This is a genomic window from Polaribacter aquimarinus (genome assembly GCF_003129485.1).
Taxonomy (GTDB): domain Bacteria; phylum Bacteroidota; class Bacteroidia; order Flavobacteriales; family Flavobacteriaceae; genus Polaribacter; species Polaribacter aquimarinus.
On sequence record NZ_QFFG01000001.1, the window covers coordinates 63579 to 82920 of the forward strand.

Below are 19342 nucleotides of genomic sequence, written 5' to 3' on the forward strand. Positions count from 1 at the left end.
TTGTATAAACCCAATAACAAAATAACACAAAACTGTCTTACATCTAATAGCCAGCAAACAAGTCTAGCCCTGATTGAAATGGCATCCTTTTTTGAGAAACGAAAAAAAGATATAATGAAAAGCAGGAAATAGCTTCAAAAAAAACACACAACCTATATAAAAAGATTGCTTCGTAAACTCGCAATGACGCTATTGATTCATTTTAATAGAATCGATTTGCTTTTGCAATCGTTGAATTTCTTTGATGTCTTTGGCTTGTTTAGAAATGAGCTTGATAGAATCTAAAATCTGACGATTGGTTTCTAAAATGCTTTGCTCTTTTTCGAAATAGATATTCTGGTTTTCGCTAGTTCTCCAAGCTTCATTGAGTTGTTTGTACACTTCTTCATTCCACTTGCTTGGGTGTTTTGCGTCTATCCAAACCACATCTCTGTATTCGCTGTCAATAAGCGCCAAATCTGGTGTTGCAGAACCATCGAATTGCGCATTTTCTTTTTTAATCGCAGAAATGGTACTTAAGAAAAACATCCGTTTTCTACCTGCAATATTCTTAATATAGGGTCTAAATTCTACGGGTTTGTTTACAGACCAATCGTATTCTTTTCGAGATTCTATGACTTTTAAAGGCATTGCAGAAACGCCTGCATATCCTTGTTTTTTAGACGCGTGATCGTAATAATACAAGGTGTCTGAACCATCTGCAGGAATAAACACGCTAAAGGTTAAACTGGTTCTTTCATCGCCAACAGGTTCTAAACCAAACCAATGATACAAACCACTGTAGGCACCTACTTTAGTATCCGAAAAATCGAAATCGGTTACAAAAGGTTGTTGATTTTGATCGTCTGGTAAATCTGGAATTTTTACTGCGGTTTTCATATTCCAAGGTAAAGGGTCTGAAAAGCCAGCTAAAAACTTTAAACTTTCTGCTTGCAAACGCGATACTTTTTCTGCCAAGGTATTTTGCTTGGTTAAGTATTGGTGATTTTTCATTTCTTCTGGAGCGATAAAAGTTCCTTTACCAATGGTGATTCTCTCTAGATAATCTTTCCAATTGTGTTCGCCATTTTCTACAATCATTACGCCTCCAAAAGTTGGATATGGAAAAAAGAAACCTCTCCATTTTATTAAACTCACCACTTGTACCCAAGCACCTTTATCGTTTTTCATATAATAGGTATCACTGGGTTCGTAATTGAATAACATCCAGGGATTTAAACGCTGCACAACAGCATTGTAGGTGTTTCTACTGAACTTTAATGATTCGCCAATTGAGAAAGTAACCGGAATTCTATTTTCGCTCGAAAAACGCGGAAAAGGAGTTGTACTGGATACTGAAAACACCTCTTCTGTATTGTCTTTTAATCCTTGCCAATAGTATTTTTCTGTTGGCTGAATTGCCATTGTCCATTGATTGTTGCCATCTACTCTTACCAAATGTGGCAAGGAAACATCTTTGGTTTCTCCCACAGATTCGTTTGCCATTGAAAAAATGTTTCTTAGTGGCTGAATTCGTTCGTTTTGAGTTAATGGCAATTCTTGGATTTCGATTTTATTTAAATCGTTAAAAACGTTGTAGGTTTTCATATAATCGTAGAATTTAAGATTCCACCCTACGTAATATAAGATTCCAAAAAAAGCGAATAGAAAGACTAAAATTCCGATTCTTTTGCCTGTGCTAGCTGATTTTCTGAAATTTCTTAACCCAAAAAACAAAATGGTAAAACATAACAAAATGATGAAAATAAATTTTCTTACAAACAATAATGCAGGTTGATAATCATCACGTAAAAAGAATAACAATCCTATAAGGAGAATTCCTAGTACTATTAAATTTCTTTTTTGCTTACTTCCTTTTTGCCAATAACTTTTTAACATATTTATGAGATTGAAGTATGAAGTGGGAAGTTTGAAGTTTCTCACTCATACTTAATTATTTTATCCTTTGTTTTTCTTCCAACTTCATTCTTCCAACTTCAAACTAATATTACTTTAAAAACCCTTTATCTTTTAAACGTTCTCTAGCGCTTTTTTCTTCTGGTTTTGCTTCTGACTTTACCTCTTTAGGTTCTTCTACAACTTCTGCTTCTTTCGTTTTGATTTCTTCGATAAAGTCCTTTCCTTTTTCAATCACTTCTTGCAACTTGTCTTCTAAAGATTCTGATTGCTCTTCAATAACCTCTGAGGATTTGAAAATAAATCCTGCTAAATAGGTTCCTAGGATTGTTCCGAATATCATTGAAGCGAATAGGGAAATTGTCGCTAGATCAATAGGAATTAAAAAACGAACAATTACAATTCCTATTAAAAATAATGCAGTGATAAAAATGAGTCTTAAGAAAAATGGTTGTTGATATACGAACCCTTTTTTATCTGAGACTTTCATTTGTAGTTCTTTAGAATTCATCAGCTTATTAAAAAAACGATACACCCCATTCTTTTGTGATTCACGCCAATAAATTAGGGCGCCAAATAAAATAGATGCAATAAATATAATTAGTTCTAGTGTCATAGTTTTATGGGTTGGAAGTTGAATTAAGTTGGAAGTTGGGAGTTTGAAGTTAGGAGTTTCCTATCTGACTTTTATTGGTCTTCAAACTTCGCACTTCTCTCTTCATACTTTATTATTTTTTTATTTTATTTCTGTATGCAATTGTCATATTCATTAAATCGAAACAATTTTTATAATGCATTTCAAAGTCGTTTTGTGATAAATATTTTCTTCTAATTGCTTTGTGTAAACAAGTAACAACTTCGGCTAAAGAACGTATTGAATACCCTAAAAACTTTCTATATTCAGCGTTAGATTGTAAAATTGAACCTTCTGAAATATTCAAAGCTACAGAATCTGATACTCTTCTTAATTGAGACGACAAATTATAAATTTCTTCTTTAGGAAGGCCTTTTGACAAAATATTCATCTGCTCTCCTAAATCCATAGATTTTTGCCATATCAGTAAATTTTCAAATTTAAAACTCATTCTTTTTCTTTTTTTATAAATATAGCATTTTTCTAAATATCTCTTCTTTACTCTAATAACTCCAAACTCCAAACTTCCTACTATCCTACTTCCTACCTCCTACTTCCTTCTTCCTTCTTCACCCTGCACGCTTCCTACTTCCTTCTGCACTCTTCACTCTTCAAACCTAAAACCCACTCAAAATCGTCTCAATTATCCAATCTTGTAACGAATCGTCATAGTTTTTAAAACTCTCATAAAATTGCTCTTTATCATACCAATATAAAAACAACACGTCTTTGGGTGCAATGTTTACCAACAAACTCCAAATTAAATCTTGGTCATTTGGTTTTAACGACGAATGAGGTTTGTGCAACGCAATATAAATTTCTTCTTCTATAATTTCTTTGGGTTCTATGTTTTTTGAAACTTTCTTTTTGTCTAAAAAACGCTCTAAACTCATTATTTTTTTTCTCGAAGAAATATCCATCTTATTCAAATAACTCTTGAATAAAATTCCGTCTTGTAAAATCTCTTTTATTGGATGTCTGGTTTCTTTTAAATAAGATGAAAAAATAAATTTCTGAATTCTCTGATATCTTTTCTTGGTGTTTTCTTCCTCTAATTCTAATTCGATGACGTTGTAACTAATCAACTTTTCAATCATTTCAGAGTGCGAAATATGATACATTAACACATCATAAGTGGTATCATTAATAGCCTCTTTGTAAGCTTCTTCGTCTTCAAAAATTAAAACAGGAATTGCTAAATCTCTTAATAAGTAAATTCCCCCAAAAGCTTTGGTATAAAAAGATTCTGTTGTAAAAACAATATCTTCTAAAGTAAGGTTTCTTGTTCTTAAATCTCCATATTTTTTTGCAGAGGCTAACAACTGTTGATGCACTTTTTCATCAATAAAATTGTTTTCGTAATTAAACGTTTCTATCAACTTTAATTGCTCCTTTTTTGCTTTGTTTAAATTATCAATCAAATGAAATTTAATAACGATGTCTTTATACCTTAACACATCTAAAGGCTCATAAAACACATCTATTTTTTGATCAAAATCGATACAAATAGCAGAATCTCTTGTGATATCGTTAATGGTTTTTTCGTGCTTTTTAAACACTGCTTTCATTAATTCAGCATCAAAAGAATGAAAAGGATTATACACAGGCAACCCCTTTTGCTTGGGAGTAATAATAATGGCGTGTGTGTTTGCTTCACCATTATTTAAATAGAATTTCTCTCCTTTTTCTTCTGCAATTTCCGGACTCCAGCCTAAACCATCAATAGTAAACTTTTTGAGTTTGGTTTTTGTAAATCCTAATTTTAACAAGCACTTATTATAACGTTCTACCAATTTTCCGCTAATAGAAATTGATTCGCTTCTGTATAAATTTGCTTTTATGAGTTTATCCATTTACTTTTTTACTATTCATAGATTCCTGCCTGTGCAGGAATGACAGTTTTGTTATATTAATTTATGAATCTGTAGATATTGCAACAACATAATGGTTCTTGCATCGATAATTTCTTCGTTTTCTATCATTTGTAAAGCATCCAAAAAATTAGTTTCTAAGACTTCAATTTCTTCGCTTTCTGAAGCTAAACCTCCACCCTTTTCAATTTTATCTTCATCTTTATACGCTGCAACATACAAGTGCACTTGTTCTTTCATTAATCCTGGTGATAGAAAAATAGTCGCCACTTTTTGTAGTTGATTGATATTGTACCCCACCTCTTCTTTGGTTTCTCTAATTACCGAAGTTTCTGGAGATTCACTTGGGTCTATGGCTCCACCTACAACTTCAATTGAAAACCCGTTTTTTACCCCAGCAACATACATCGGAATTCGAAACTGTTTGGAAAGTATTACATTTTTTGTTGATGGATTGTACAACAACACTGCTACTCCATCATTTTTCCCATAGACTTCGTGCGTTAGTCGTTCTGTTTTTCCGTTTTTAAAAACAAAATCGAAACTGACTTGTTCTAATTTTGCCCAGAAATTGGAAATTACTTTTGAGGATACATTTTTGATTCGATTACTCATTTTTAAACTGTTTTCTTGCTTCTAAATCGATATTCATTTGATTAACTCTTGCATCTACTTTACGTTTAAAATCGGTATCTGCTATGGTTGCCACATTGTCTAAATAACGCACCACTTCTTGTCTTCTAATTTCAGAAAAATCCAAGCCTTTCATATTGGCTTTCATCAATTCTTGCAACATATTAAACTTGGTTTCGTAATCTTTTTTGAAATAAATTTCAGGATTTTCAAACCAATCTTGTTCTAAATCAAAATCTGTTAATCGCAAAGAAATTGCAGACTGAATGTTACGCACATCTCTTGATGAAAAGAATGGAAAAATCTTCTGAATTTCTTTATATAAAATGGCAAAGAATAAATGTTCATTCGATTTATGATTTCTTTCTGCTCTATCATAAACTTCTAAAACCCGTTCTTCTGATGGTTTTTCTACAGCGCTTAAAATATCGCCCATACTTTTTGCCAAACCTTGGTCTTTTAAAAACTCATAATGCGACGGATTTTGCATATTCACAAAATCGGGCATAGTCTTTTCAAGCTTTTTCCACCAAATATAATCTTGATCTAAAAAGTCGTTTTCTGTTCTTGCTCCATCAATTTTAAAACGACCTTGCACACGAGAAATCACAGCTTTATCTAACATTTCTGGAAGATTGGTAAACAATCCTATGGATGAATTTCCGTAGTTTACAGCATATGCACCTTCTGTATAACGCAAGAAAACTCCGATAACTTCTTTTACACCCGCAGAAACGCCTTGTGCAGTTCTTTCTTGTAAATTATTTTCTGCATCATCAATTGGTGCAAAAATTAATCGAGTTGGATCTTGCATTGGCTTCATCCACTCTACCATTTTTTCTGCACTTCCTCCTTGAAACGTAGAAATTAAAGTATCTGGCATTGGATGAAACAAAAACGGAATGTCTAAATTATCACAATGTTCTTTTAAACGTGTGGCAATGGCTGCAATTAACATTGATTTTCCTGTTCCTGGAATTCCATATCCCATAAAAACAGGCATAAATCCGCCTAATTCTTGAAACGGGTTTTTTTGCGCATCAAAATCGTAGCTCAACATTCTTTCTGTTAATCTACGTGCAAAATGTTTCGCATCTTTATTTCCTACAATTTGTTCAAACTGAATTTTATTGAACTCCACACTTTTAGCAGTTCCCGCAAAAACGTTTTCCCAACCAGAGACGGCAAAATCAGAATTTTCTAATTTATACGTTCTGTCTAAAATGGTTTCTGTGTATTCTAAACTGCTTTTTCTTAGTTGAATTTCATCCAATAAGGCTTCATAAAAAACAACGGTAAAATCGATGACATCTTTGTCTGATTTTATAATTTCTGGATGCCCTAAATATTTATCATAATAAAACAAAGCACACGCAATTCCTTTTAAAGGTGACAGCAAAGAAACTTCAGGAATACCCGCAAATTTTTGTTTCATTACGGATAAATCATCAGAGGCGTGAGGCTTTAAATCGTGTAAAATTTTATAGGATGTTGCAAATAACTGAAAAGCAGTTGCTGTTTGCATTTTGCTTTCATATTCACGTCTTCCTTGAGAATCTAATGCTGATTTACGCTCATTTAAAGAGGATAAACCTGAGGCATCGTAATAATTGTCTTTGATCCAAATTCCTAACGTAATTCCTTCTTGAACTGCATATAAAGTTTGATTTAAAAGCACAGGAATGGCAATAGAATCTGGCAACAATCTCTTTTTTAAAGCCAAAATTGTTTTAGAAACCGAAGTTATTTCGACATTGCTTCCGTTATTTGCTCTAGACAAATACAATAAAATGGAATCGTCCTTAGTGTCTTTTTCTTTATTTTTTGCTCTATTACTTTGCTCCCATTGTACAGATTTTAAATATCCTGAAGCTTCATCGCGAAGCACATCTAATTCATTTTTTTTGATAGGAAAAGTTGAGTTGTGTTCCATAATTTTTTTTAGTTTTAAGTGAATCGAAAAACTGTAATTATTTTAAAGGCGAATTAAAATCTGCCAGTTGTATCGGTTGTTTTGCAAGTTTGTGTAAAACTTCTGGTACTTGATTGTGTAACAACTGAATAATTCTATGAGGTGCAAAAACATATTTTTGTTTGATAACTTCACTCCATTTTTGTAGCGTTTGCTTTGAAAAGAAATTACCCTCTCTAAATGTATCTCCAGAAAAAACTTCATCAATCTTAACAGAAAAAGCGTAAGATTCTAAAGGAATGTCTTTTTGTGCGATTCCACTTAAAATAGCATGTGTGATTTCATTTTCATCTTTGGCAAAAACATTATGAAAAGGCCCTAAATCAATTCTTTTTATATGTTTAGGTTCTATTTCTGGTAGTTTTCTATCGATATGATATGCCATTGTATCTAAAGACATTTCTCTATCTGCACTTTCTTTTAAAACTTGATAAATCTTTTCTTTTTGATCCATTATACGGTTGCCTTCGTAATTAAAGTACATATAACAGATATAAGGTCTGTTTGTACTTACATCGTAAAAACTCCAACTGGTTAAATGCTCTCCATTGCTATTCTTAGGAGCTTCAACAATTTTACCTTGCACAAACTTGTTAAAAATATACTGTTGATTGACAGATTTATAATACACAATTGATGATGCTTGAAACAGTCTATCTCTTTTAACAGGTTGTTTCTTTTTTAGAAGCGTATCTAAAAATTCTTCTTTTAAAGTATGCGTATCAGTTAATTTATCTAAATATTGATTTCTTAACTCTAAATCGTTGAACAAATATCGGAACTCCAAATAATTAGGAAAACCAGAATCAGTTAAATCGACTTTCATATTGTCTTCATCATCATACATATATTTAATACGCATTGCTTCTATTGAATACAATAATAAATCTGAATATTGTTTAAAAATTAATAATTCTTGATGATTGCATAGACCTTGTTGTTGCACTCTAACAATGAGTTCTTTCAACACAAAATCGACCATTTTATGATAAAAAACGTATTGCTCTTTCGAGTTTAATTCAGCTGAATCTAATGGAGTAGTAATCATATTTTCAGTAGGCAGTTTTTCAGTAGGCAGTTGGCAGTCACCGTTATTAAGTCAAAAAATGACTGCCAACTGAAGACTGCTTACTGCTGACTTTCTTATGATAACATATCGTCGTTAGAAGATTCCTTTTTTGGAGAAGAAGTAGGTTCGTCATCATTTCCAGAAGGAGCATTCGCATCCGCTTTGTAATAATCTTCAAAAATCTCTTTCATATCAATTCCATATCTATCCGCAAAGTTCTTTTGAATATCAACATCTTTCTCACGAATTTCCTGTAAAGCCTCAGCATAGGTACTATACACACCTTTCATCACTTTTTCATGAACAGGAATATTATCCATCATTTCTTGACGAGCTCTAGCACTTGCAGAATGCATTGAAGCTAAGGTCTCACCAATATGTTCATCCGTTTTTACACCTAAATGCTCTAAAATCGCTGCAAATTCTTGGTCTGTTCTTGCTTTTAAAGCCACAACATAACCATCATAATACTTCAATCTTTCTTCAGTATCAGACTTTAATTTTGCTCTATGCGTTTGCAAGTTAGAACGTAAAGAGGTCAATACTTTAATCGTTAAATTGTGTTTATGCACAAAACTATCTTTACTAGCCGCTAAAGTTGTGTAGGCATTTTTAAGACCTTCTAATTCCTCAACTTTTTGCTCAATGGTAGTTACTTTACCAATAGCTTCAGAATATTCAGTAGATTGTTTGTCTGCAATTTCATCTAATTCTTGACGAGATTGTTTTAACAACGCATATTGCTCTTCTAATTTATCTTCTATTTCTTTCTTTTTTTCTAAAGCTTTCGTATGATTTTTAGAGGCTTCTACAATAGCATCTTTCAACTTCTCCTCTACTTCTTTAATCTCTACTTCTCTGTTTTTTAAACGTGTAACAGCTGCTTGAGATTTGAATGAAAGCTCATCTAATAAGGTTTGAATATCTGCACTTTCTATACGTGTTTGAAACATTGCTTTTGCTTTGTTATCAGCTCCTGCGCGTACTTTTTCTGCTTCTTTAAACTCAGCTTCTTCTCTTCTAATTCTGGATTTTCTTCCCCAAAGGTTATTCCACCAAGTATCTGGCTTATTTTGAGCATCTTCTAATTCGATTCTTGCTCTTTCCAATGCTTTTTGCGCATCATCAATTACTTTTTGCTCTTCTGCATTTAGTGCTGAAAAACTCTCGAACTTAATACCAACTTCGTCTTGATAATCTGTTAAATCTTTAATAGCATCTAAAAGTGTAGTTCTATCTTTTTCTGCCATATGAACAACATCATCTAAAGTAGCATTTAATATTTTTTGGCGAGACTCAGGATCATCTTCTTGTGCTAATTTAGACTTCATTGTATCTATCGCTTTCCCCCAATTTACATCTACTTTTTCATTTTTTTGGTTAGCATTTGTTTCTAATAAATCAAAATCATCAGACATAGTTATTTTTGTGTTTTTAAGTTGAACAATTTTTAGACAAGCAATTTCGTTATTTTTTTTGAATTATAACAAAAACCCGTTTAAATATATGTAGCATTTAAACTATTTTTGTTACACATGGTCTAATAATTTATTAGAATCTAAATATTCTACTAAATTCTTGGTATTTTTAGCAGCTAAATAGTATTTAAATTTATGATTAAATCTAAGTTTTACTTTATAATAGTTATTTTATTAAGTTTTTCTTCTTTCTTTAAAGTAAATGCTCAATTGAGTAAAACTCATTACTTACCTCCCATTACAAGTGATGAACTAATAGAAAACCAATACATATACATTTCAACACCGAAAAGAACTAACGTAGCTTTTAAAATAACACCCATAGGACAACCTGCAAATCAAGTTATTTCTGGAGTAGTTTCAAATGCTAATCCATTTTCAACTTCATCAAATGCAATAGGTATTCAACTGTATCAAAGTCAACTTCTAACATCAAGCATTATTAGAGATAAAGGATATATTATTGAAGCTGATGATGTTATTTATGTTTCTGTTAGAATGATTTCTGTTCCTGCTGGAAACAGCGGTAATAAAAATCAAGCTGCTTCATTAGTAAGTAAAGGAATTTCTGCCAAAGGTACTGAATTTAGAATGGGAGCATACGCCAATGACAACCCTAGAGGTGGGCATTTAAATTTTATCTCTGTAATGGCAACTGAAGATAATACAGATGTTACTTTTGATGATCTTACCACAGGAATTGCCATTGATAATTACACTTTAACTGGCACAAATTTTACAGTAAATTTAAATGAAGGAGAAAGTTATATTGTAGCGGTTTCTAATGATTTAGGTGGAAACCCAAACCATTTATTGGGTACTTTAGTAAAATCAACAAAAGAAATTGTAGTAAACTCTGGATCTGCTACAGGTAGCTTTTTTGGCGGAAGCAATACAAGAGATTACGGTATGGATCAAATTGTAGGTGCTGATAAAATTGGGACCGAATATATTTTTGTAAAAGGTGATGGACAAAATGATTGGGAAAATATTTTAATTGTAGCGCATGAGAATAACACAACTATAGAAGTAAATGGTACAGCAGTTACTGACGTTAGTAATACACCTCTAGTTTTAAACAAAGGAGAATGGCATGTCATCGAAGGTGATTCATATACCTCTGGTAATATGTATGTAAAAACGTCTAAACCTGCTTTTGCCTATCAAGGTGTAGGTTTTGGAACAAATGCTGCAAATCAAGGACTTTTTTTTGTCCCTCCTTTAAGTTGTGATAGCAAAGGAGATGTTGATAATATTTCTGAAATCCAAAATATTGGTTCTGATGTTTTTGATGGCGGAATAACAGTTGTAACAAATGCTGGTTCAAGTGTAAAAATCAACGGACAAGATATTACAAGTTCTAGCTTTGTTACCACTGGTCCAAATAATGTAAGCGGAATTCCATCCAATAAGCCTCAGTATGTTACTTACAAAGTTACTGGTTTAACAGGTAACATCAGCGTTACAAGTGATGGAGAATTATATTGTGCTTATTTTAATAGAAATGGAGCTGCCACATCTGGTAGTTTTTATTCTGGTTTCTTATCTGCTCCAGAAATTAACTTTAATACAACTGTTAACTCTTTAGGTAATTGTATTCCAAATGTAACACTATCAGCTGCTAATACTTCATTATACGATGATGGTTTTAAGTGGGAATATTATAATGAAAACACAGCTACTTGGGAACTAAGAGGTACTCCAAATCAAAACACATATATCCCAGTAGAATCTGAACCAGGAAGATATCGTTTAGTTGGGAAAGTAGTATGTAAACCTGGTGAAGATTTTATATCAACAGAAATACCAGTAAGCATTTGTCCTGATGATATAGATGGTGATTTAATCATCGATAATTTAGATGCTGATTTAGATAATGATGGTATTTTAAATTGCGATGAGTCTCAGGGTAATATTAACATTAATCTGACTAACGTTAACGCTGCTTCTGCATTAAACCCATTAAACAATAACAATATTATAACTACTAGTAGCTATACATCTGTAGAAGCTTCGAATTCTTTGATTGGTGATGCCAATGGAAATTTTACTTCTACTGTAAATTCTGCAACAAACTCAAATGCAAAATATGATTTAAGTTTCAGTCAAAATATAAATTTTATTTTTAAACAAAATGATTCTGAAAATCACACCGTTAATAACAGTGAATATTTTATTATCAAAATTGGCCCCAATAACAAGAACGTTACTTTATTAGATCCAGATGATCAATTATTGGTAAATACTAGTTTTGATCTAGATCAAGATTTTGTAAGTGGTGTTACAAATTTTTCAGGTTCAGAAATTTGGTTTAAATATAAAGCCGATATTAATGCTGGTAATAGTACTTTCAAATTTTTAGCAAATCAAGTTAATCAAATTACTTTTGAGCATAAATCTACAGGACTCACTTCACCATCAACCTATAATGGGAACATCGAAATAACTTGTTTTGCATTAGATTCTGATGGTGATGGAATCGAAAATTCTTTAGACATTGATTCTGACAATGATGGAATTCCTGATTTTTATGAATCTGTTGCTCTTGCTGGAACTTCACTTACAAATAACGATACTAATTTAGATGGTTTAGATGATGTTTTTGATACCGTTGCTTCTAATACTGATTCTGATAACGATGGGATACCTAACTATTTAGATTTAGATTCTGATAACGACGGAATTTACGATTTAGCAGAATCTGGATTCACCGCAACTGATGCGAACAACGATGGTATAATTGACAATGCAAATGCCGCAAATGTTGGTACTAATGGTTATTTTAATTCTTTAGAAACTGCTCCAGATTCTGGTTTAACATTAACAGCTGTTAGAAATTTAGATGCCAATGCAGAAGTAGTAGCAAATAGAGATAATCTTTTTGACTTTGTTGATTTAGATGCTGATGGAGATGATTGTTTTGACGTTATTGAAGCTGGTTTTACAGGAAATGGTGCTGGTTTAATAGCTCCAAATCCTTTAGATATAAATGCTAATGGACTTGTCAATAATTCTGATGGATACACTACACCAAATTCAAATTACAGTTCAGACGCTCCTGTTGTAGTTACAAAGTTCGAAAATGCTTTTATCTGTGAAAATACCACCGATACAATAACAATTCAGTCTACAGCTGATGGTTTTCAGTGGGAAGAATCTACAAATGGAACTAACTGGTCTCCTTTAACTGATAATGGAGTCTATAGTGGAACTTCAACCAGTTCGTTACAAATTACCAACACTCCTTTAACAAATAATAATTATCAATATCGGGTGGTGTTAACAAGAACTGGTAATAGTTGTTCTAAAACATCAAACCCAATAACACTTACAGTATATCCTTTACCAAATATTCTAAGTAATCCTGCAACTTTAGATCAGTGTATTAGTGTTAGTAACACAAATCCAACGGTTAATTTAACCAATGCAGAAATTAGTATTTCAAATACTACAAATCTTAAATTTGAGTATTATGAAGATATAAATGCAACAACAAGAATAGCCAACCCAACATCGTACCCTGTTCAAGTAAATACACAAGAAATCGTTTTTGTGAGAGTAATTTCTAACAAAGGTTGTTTTGATAGTATCGTTGAATTAAATATTAATGTTGGACAAGTTGCTGATAATGGATATAATAATTTACAACCTCCTGTTTGTGATGATTTTGATGGCACAATAAATAGTGACACAGATAAAATTACCACTTTTATGTTAGATAAAACGACCATAGAAAACGGTATAGCTCCACCCTCAAATACTGAAATTTTATACTTTGAAAATATTCAAGATAGAGCAAACACCTTAAACAATATTGATATTACAAATTTCAGAAACGATATTACAAAAAATGATGTTACTAATATTAATAGAGGAATTCAATTCCCTATTTATTATAAGATTGTGAGTACAGTTAACAATAACTGTCAAGGTTTAGGCCAGTTCATGTTGCAAATAAACGAAGTTCCTTCGATTAGCGCTACTACTTTAGCTCCAATTTCTGAGTGTGATACCGGAAATATAGATGGAAACCAAACTAACGGAAGTAATCAAGAAATAGATTTGACTGTTAGAGAAAATGATTTATTTTCTGGAACAGGGCAAAATCAAAACAACTATTCTGTATCGTATTACAAAACTGAAACTGCTGCTTCTATTGGTGATATAAATAGTACTGATTACATTAGTAACCCAACTAAATTTAAAAATGATGTTCCTACAGGGTTTTCTCCTGGAGATATTGTTACTCAAACAATTTATGTTCGAGTACAAAACACAGCAACTGGTTGTGCAAATCCACATTCTAGTTTCGACGTAATCATCAACCCTGCACCTACAGTATCTAATGTAATTCAACCTTTACAAGTATGCGATATTGGTGCAAAAGACGGAACTACACGAAATGGTTTAGCACAAAATATTAATGTTAGTGTTAAAGACGATGAATTGGTTGGAGCTGCAAATGTTACTAATTTTATTATTACTTATCATAAAACACAAACAGATTTAGAAGATTTAAATTCTACAGGAATTGATAAAACAAGTTATGAATCAGATCCCAATAGAATTACCGTTAATGCAAGTTCTGGTATTAGTGAAGAAACTTTATTAGCAAGAATTGTAAATAAAAATACTGGTTGTGTCTTTAACCAAGCAACTATAACGATATTTGTAATTCCAGAACCTAATATTCCTTTAAATATATCAGATTATACAGATTGTGACAACACTACTGATTCTAATGCTGATGATTCTAATGGAATTAACGGAGATATTTCTTTAAAAAATAAGATTCCAGAGATACTAGCCAATTATCAACCTACTGAATTTAGCAATTTTTCAGTAACTTTCTATACCTCATTAGCTGATGCTGAATCTGGAAATAAAACCTTGGCTATCGATGAGAATATGTATGAAAACAAAAGCAATAATGAAACTATTTTTGTGCGTGTAGAAGACATCAAAAATATGCCTACAATTTGTGTAAATACTAAACTATCTTTTAAGATTAACATAAATTCATTACCAAGTTTTATGGTTATGGGAGAAGAAAATGTAGATGTTCCTCAAATCATTTGTCTAAATGATTTACCGCTAACTTTAGAAGCAGAAAATCCTGTAGCTAATTATAATTACGAATGGAAAGATCAAAATGGAACTACCATAGGCATGAATCAAACTCAAGATATAATATCTGGAGGAAAGTACACCGTTACTGCAACAGATCAATCTCCTACAAGTATTGCTTGTTCGAGAACAAGAACTATTGTAGTTAAAGAATCAAATATTGCTACTTTAGAACCAAGTTTTATCACCATTATTGATGAATCGAATAATATAGGTAACGAGGATAAAATATCAGTACAAATAGATACAATTACAAATAATCTAGGAGCTGGAAAATATCAATTTGCACTAAGAAATAATGATAATGGAGAAAGAACACCTATTATAGGTTATCAAGATGAGCCACTTTTCGAGAATTTAGAAGGAGGAATTTATACAGTTATTGTTAATGATAAAAATGGATGTTCTCCTGAGACCGAGTTACAAATATCCGTAATTCAATTCCCAAAATTCTTTACACCAAATGGAGATGGAAAAAACGATTCTTGGGTTGTTAAAGGAGCTAACAGAACTTTTTACCCAAACAGTAGCATTAATATTTTTAATAGATATGGTAAATTAATAGCTAAAGTTCCTATAGACGGACATGGTTGGAATGGTACTTATCAAGGAAAGACATTACCACCTGATGATTATTGGTATAGCATACAATTAATTCCTGCAGATACCAGTAAACCAACAATTTCTAAAAAAGGAAACTTCTCATTAGTGAGAAGGTAATATAAATCAAATAAAAAACAGCAGTAATAATTTTCTATTAACTGCTGTTTTTTTATGATTTCTTTCAGAATAATATTTCTTAATTTAGCGTAAAATAAGAAATCAATTTCTATGGATATTAACTTCAATAAAAACGAAGATTACAACAAACTTTTGTTATCAGATTTACGCAAAAGATTAATGAAAGTAAAATTAGGTGGTGGGCAAAAAAGAATTGATAAACTTCATCAAAAAGGTAAATTAACTGCCAGAGAAAGAATTGATTATTTACTTGACCACAATTCTAAATCTTTAGAAATTGGAGCTTTTGCAGGTGAGGATATGTATTTAGAACATGGTGGATGTCCTTCTGGTGGTGTAGTTGTAAAAATTGGTTACATAAAGGGTAAACAATGTATTGTAGTTGCTAATGATGCAACAGTAAAAGCAGGTGCTTGGTTTCCTATTACTGGAAAAAAGAATTTACGTGCTCAAGAAATAGCTATAGAAAATAACCTTCCTATCATTTATTTAGTAGATTCTGCTGGTGTGTACTTACCTATGCAGGATGAAATTTTTCCAGATAAAGAGCATTTTGGACGCATATTTAGAAATAATGCAATTATGAGTAGTATTGGAATTACTCAAATTTCTGCAGTAATGGGAAGTTGTGTAGCAGGTGGTGCATATTTGCCTATTATGAGCGATGAAGCAATGATTGTTGATAAAACAGCAAGTATTTTTTTGGCAGGGAGTTACTTAGTAAAAGCTGCAATTGGCGAGAATATTGACAATGAAACATTAGGGGGTGCAACAACCCATTGTGAAGTTTCTGGTGTTACTGACTATAAAGCTAAAGATGATAAAGATGCTTTAGATAAAATAAAGTTTATTGTTGATAAAATTGGGGATTTCGATAAAGCTGGATTTAGTAAAACGGAAACTTTTCCGCCTAAAGAAAATGAAGAAGATATTTTTGGGATTCTACCAAAGGCAAGAAACGAACAATATGATATGTTAGAAATTATCAAGCGTTTAGTAGATAATTCTGAATTTGAACAATATAAAGAAGGTTACGGACAAACCATACTTACTGGTTATGCAAGAATAGATGGTTGGGCAGTGGGTATCGTTGCTAATCAACGTAAGTTAGTAAAAACTACAGCCTCAAAAACCAAACCTACAGAAATGCAATTTGGAGGAGTAATATATAATGATTCTGCCGACAAAGCAACTCGTTTTATTGCTAATTGTAATCAAAAAAAAATACCTTTAGTATTCTTACAAGATGTTACAGGTTTTATGGTCGGATCTAAATCTGAACATGGCGGAATTATAAAAGACGGTGCAAAAATGGTTAATGCTGTTAGTAATTCTGTCGTTCCTAAATTTACAATTATCATAGGAAACTCTTACGGAGCTGGTAATTACGCAATGTGCGGAAAAGCTTACGACCCAAGATTAATTGTTTCTTGGCCAAGTGCTGAATTAGCTGTTATGAGTGGAAATTCTGCAGCTAAAGTTCTATTACAAATAGAAACCTCTTCACTGAAAAAACAAGGAGAAAAAATTACTCCAGAAAAAGAAGCTGAATTATTTGACAAAATAAAATCGCGCTATGACAAACAAATCTCCCCTTATTACGCAGCTGCAAGAATATGGACAGATGCGGTAATCAACCCATTAGAAACGAGAAACTGGATTTCTATGGGTATTGAAGCTGCAAATCATGCACCTATTAGGAAAAAATTTAATTTAGGTATATTGCAAGTATAATACTTAAGCGCAAATAATTAGATTAAAATGACTAATATCACATTTAGTCATTTTTTTATGATTTATTTTTGTCCTATAATTATAAAAACAAAATGAGTAAAGCAATTTATGTTACAACCATAGAATCTAATAGTGGAAAATCTTTAGTTTCTCTTGGTTTATTAAGAATGATGTTAACAAGATCGTCTAAAGTTGGTTATTTTAGACCCATTATCAATACGAGTAAAAATGATGTGTTTGACAACCACACCAACACCGCTATTAACTTTTTTAACTTAGATACAAATCACGATGAGTGTTATGCTTATCATCAATACGAAGTTGTAGAGTTATTAAGCGAAGGGAAAGAAGATGAAATTATCCATAATGTTATCAAAAAATATAAAGAATTAGAAGAAAAATTCGATTATGTTTTAGTTGAGGGAACTGATTTTTCTGGAGAAGGTGGTTTTACCGAAGTTGATGTAAATTTAATGATTGCTAAAAACTTAGGAATTCCTGTATTAATTGTAGGTGCTGGAAATGGTAAAAAGAAAAAAGATTTTATCAATACCATGCAAATAACTTACAACTCTTTTACTCAAAAAGAAGTAGATGTAGTTGGGGTAATAGCAAATAAAATAGAGGTAGATGAAGTTGGTTTCATCAAAAACGAGCTAAATAAAATTATTCCTTCAACCGTTTCTATAGATATTATACCCAAAGTAAACTTTTTAGCATACCCCACTGTCAAAGAAGTCGTAGAGGCATTAGATGGTAAAATTCTATTTGGAGAACAATTTATTGATAATGCTATCGGAAGCTATAGTATTGGTGCTATGCAATTGAGAAACTATTTAACCCGAATTCGCGAAAATGCTTTGGTAGTTACTCCTGGAGATAGAGCAGATGTTATTTTAGGTGCTTTGCAAGCTAACGCATCAAGTAATTACCCTAAAATTTCTGGTATTATTTTAACAGGTAGTATTGTCCCAGAAGATTCCATTTTAAAATTAATAGAGGGTGTTCAATCTACCATTCCTATTATTTCTGTTGATGGTGGAACTTTTAGTATATCAAATAAAATTGGAGCAGTAAAACCAAAAATCTATGCCACTAATAATCGTAAAATATTATTGGCTTTAGATACATTTGATAACTATGTTAATGTAGAGCGTTTAACAAATATATTATCTACATTTCATTCTGAGCGTTTAACACCAAGCATGTTTCAATACAGCTTACTACAAAGAGCAAAAGCCAATAGAAAACACATTGTTTTACCCGAAGGTAATGATAACAGAATTATAAAAGCTGCAGCACGTTTACAACTTTTAAACATTGTTGATTTAACTCTTTTAGGTGATAAAAAACAAATTCAACATAAAGCAGACCAACTTGGTTTACAAATAGATTTAGAAAAGATAAATATTTTAAACCCTGAAGATTCTATTCATAATGAAACTTTTGGTAAAACTTTATACGAAGCCCGTAAACATAAAGGTATGACAGAAGCCACTGCTAACGATTTGGCTAGAGATGTTTCTTACTATGGTACTTTAATGATTTTAAACGGGTTAGCAGATGGTATGGTTTCTGGTGCAGTACATACCACCATGCACACCATAAAGCCATCATTACAAATTATAAAAACAAAACCAGGAGTATCGGTAGTTTCATCTGTATTTTTCATGTGTTTATCAGACAGAGTTTCCGTGATGGGAGATTGCGCTGTAAACCCTAATCCTAATGCAGAACAATTAGCAGAAATTGCTTTATCTTCTGCTGCTTCAGCAGCTTCTTTTGGTATTGAGCCTAAAGTAGCAATGCTTTCTTATTCTTCAGGAAGTTCTGGTAAAGGAGAAGAAGTGGAAAAAGTAAGAAAAGCTACAGAAATTGTAAAAGCTAAAAACCCTGATTTAAAAATAGAAGGTCCAATTCAATATGATGCAGCTGTAGATATGTCTGTTGCAAAAACAAAAATGCCAGATTCTGAAGTTGCAGGACAAGCCTCAGTTTTAATTTTCCCAGATTTAAATACTGGAAATAACACCTATAAAGCGATTCAAAGAGAAACTGGTGCACTTGCTATTGGACCAATGTTGCAAGGTTTAAATAAACCAGTAAATGACCTAAGTAGAGGTTGTACTGTAGATGATATTTTTAACACCGTTTTATTAACTGCTATACAAGCAAATCAAAAATAAT

General features: G+C 32.0%; 11 protein-coding genes. 3 read left to right on the forward strand and 8 right to left on the reverse strand.

What is annotated here, in order from left to right; all coding sequences use genetic code 11:
* Positions 1 to 189: 189 nt before the first annotated feature.
* From DIS07_RS00315 to DIS07_RS00350, 8 genes are all read right to left on the reverse strand, one after another.
* Complete coding sequence (locus DIS07_RS00315; RefSeq protein WP_109403225.1) at positions 190 to 1878, reverse strand: DUF2909 domain-containing protein; 1689 nt, start codon at positions 1876 to 1878, stop codon at positions 190 to 192.
* A 109-nt stretch (positions 1879 to 1987) separates the two neighbouring features.
* On the reverse strand, positions 1988 to 2512 hold the full coding sequence (locus DIS07_RS00320; protein ID WP_109403226.1) for a hypothetical protein: 525 nt from the start codon (positions 2510 to 2512) through the stop codon (positions 1988 to 1990).
* A gap of 112 nt (positions 2513 to 2624) precedes the next feature.
* Positions 2625 to 2981, reverse strand: coding sequence for a four helix bundle protein (locus DIS07_RS00325; RefSeq protein WP_109403227.1), 357 nt, complete (start codon positions 2979 to 2981; stop codon positions 2625 to 2627).
* Between the two features lie 166 nt (positions 2982 to 3147).
* Positions 3148 to 4383, reverse strand: a complete 1236-nt coding sequence (locus tag DIS07_RS00330; RefSeq protein WP_109403228.1) for a DUF6638 family protein — start codon at positions 4381 to 4383, stop codon at positions 3148 to 3150.
* Positions 4384 to 4434: 51 nt separating this feature from the next.
* The gene (locus DIS07_RS00335) at positions 4435 to 5016 is read right to left on the reverse strand and encodes an NUDIX domain-containing protein (protein ID WP_109403229.1); all 582 of its coding nucleotides are present in this window, start codon (positions 5014 to 5016) and stop codon (positions 4435 to 4437) included.
* Positions 5009 to 6967 carry an AAA family ATPase gene (locus DIS07_RS00340; RefSeq protein WP_109403230.1) on the reverse strand — a complete coding sequence of 653 codons (1959 nt, stop codon included), beginning with the start codon at positions 6965 to 6967 and terminating at the stop codon, positions 5009 to 5011. The genes DIS07_RS00335 and DIS07_RS00340 overlap by 8 nt, the downstream gene beginning before the upstream one ends.
* 37 nt (positions 6968 to 7004) lie before the next feature.
* Positions 7005 to 8054: a hypothetical protein gene (locus DIS07_RS00345; RefSeq protein WP_109403231.1), complete on the reverse strand. Its 1050-nt coding sequence runs from the start codon at positions 8052 to 8054 to the stop codon at positions 7005 to 7007.
* A gap of 95 nt (positions 8055 to 8149) precedes the next feature.
* Entirely contained in the window at positions 8150 to 9493 is a 1344-nt protein-coding gene (locus DIS07_RS00350; RefSeq protein WP_109403232.1) for a coiled-coil domain-containing protein, read from the reverse strand.
* Between the two features lie 195 nt (positions 9494 to 9688).
* On the opposite strand from DIS07_RS00350, the gene DIS07_RS00355 reads away from it, so the two are divergent.
* The 3 genes from DIS07_RS00355 (at position 9689) to pta (ending at position 19341) form a co-directional block, all read left to right on the forward strand.
* Positions 9689 to 15400 (forward strand): T9SS type B sorting domain-containing protein, encoded by a 5712-nt coding sequence (locus tag DIS07_RS00355; protein ID WP_109403233.1) that lies wholly within the window; start codon positions 9689 to 9691, stop codon positions 15398 to 15400.
* A gap of 111 nt (positions 15401 to 15511) precedes the next feature.
* On the forward strand, positions 15512 to 17155 hold the full coding sequence (locus DIS07_RS00360; RefSeq protein ID WP_109403234.1) for an acyl-CoA carboxylase subunit beta: 1644 nt from the start codon (positions 15512 to 15514) through the stop codon (positions 17153 to 17155).
* A 92-nt stretch (positions 17156 to 17247) separates the two neighbouring features.
* Positions 17248 to 19341, forward strand: a complete 2094-nt coding sequence (pta, locus tag DIS07_RS00365; protein ID WP_109403235.1) for a phosphate acetyltransferase — start codon at positions 17248 to 17250, stop codon at positions 19339 to 19341.
* Position 19342: the final 1 nt, after the last annotated feature.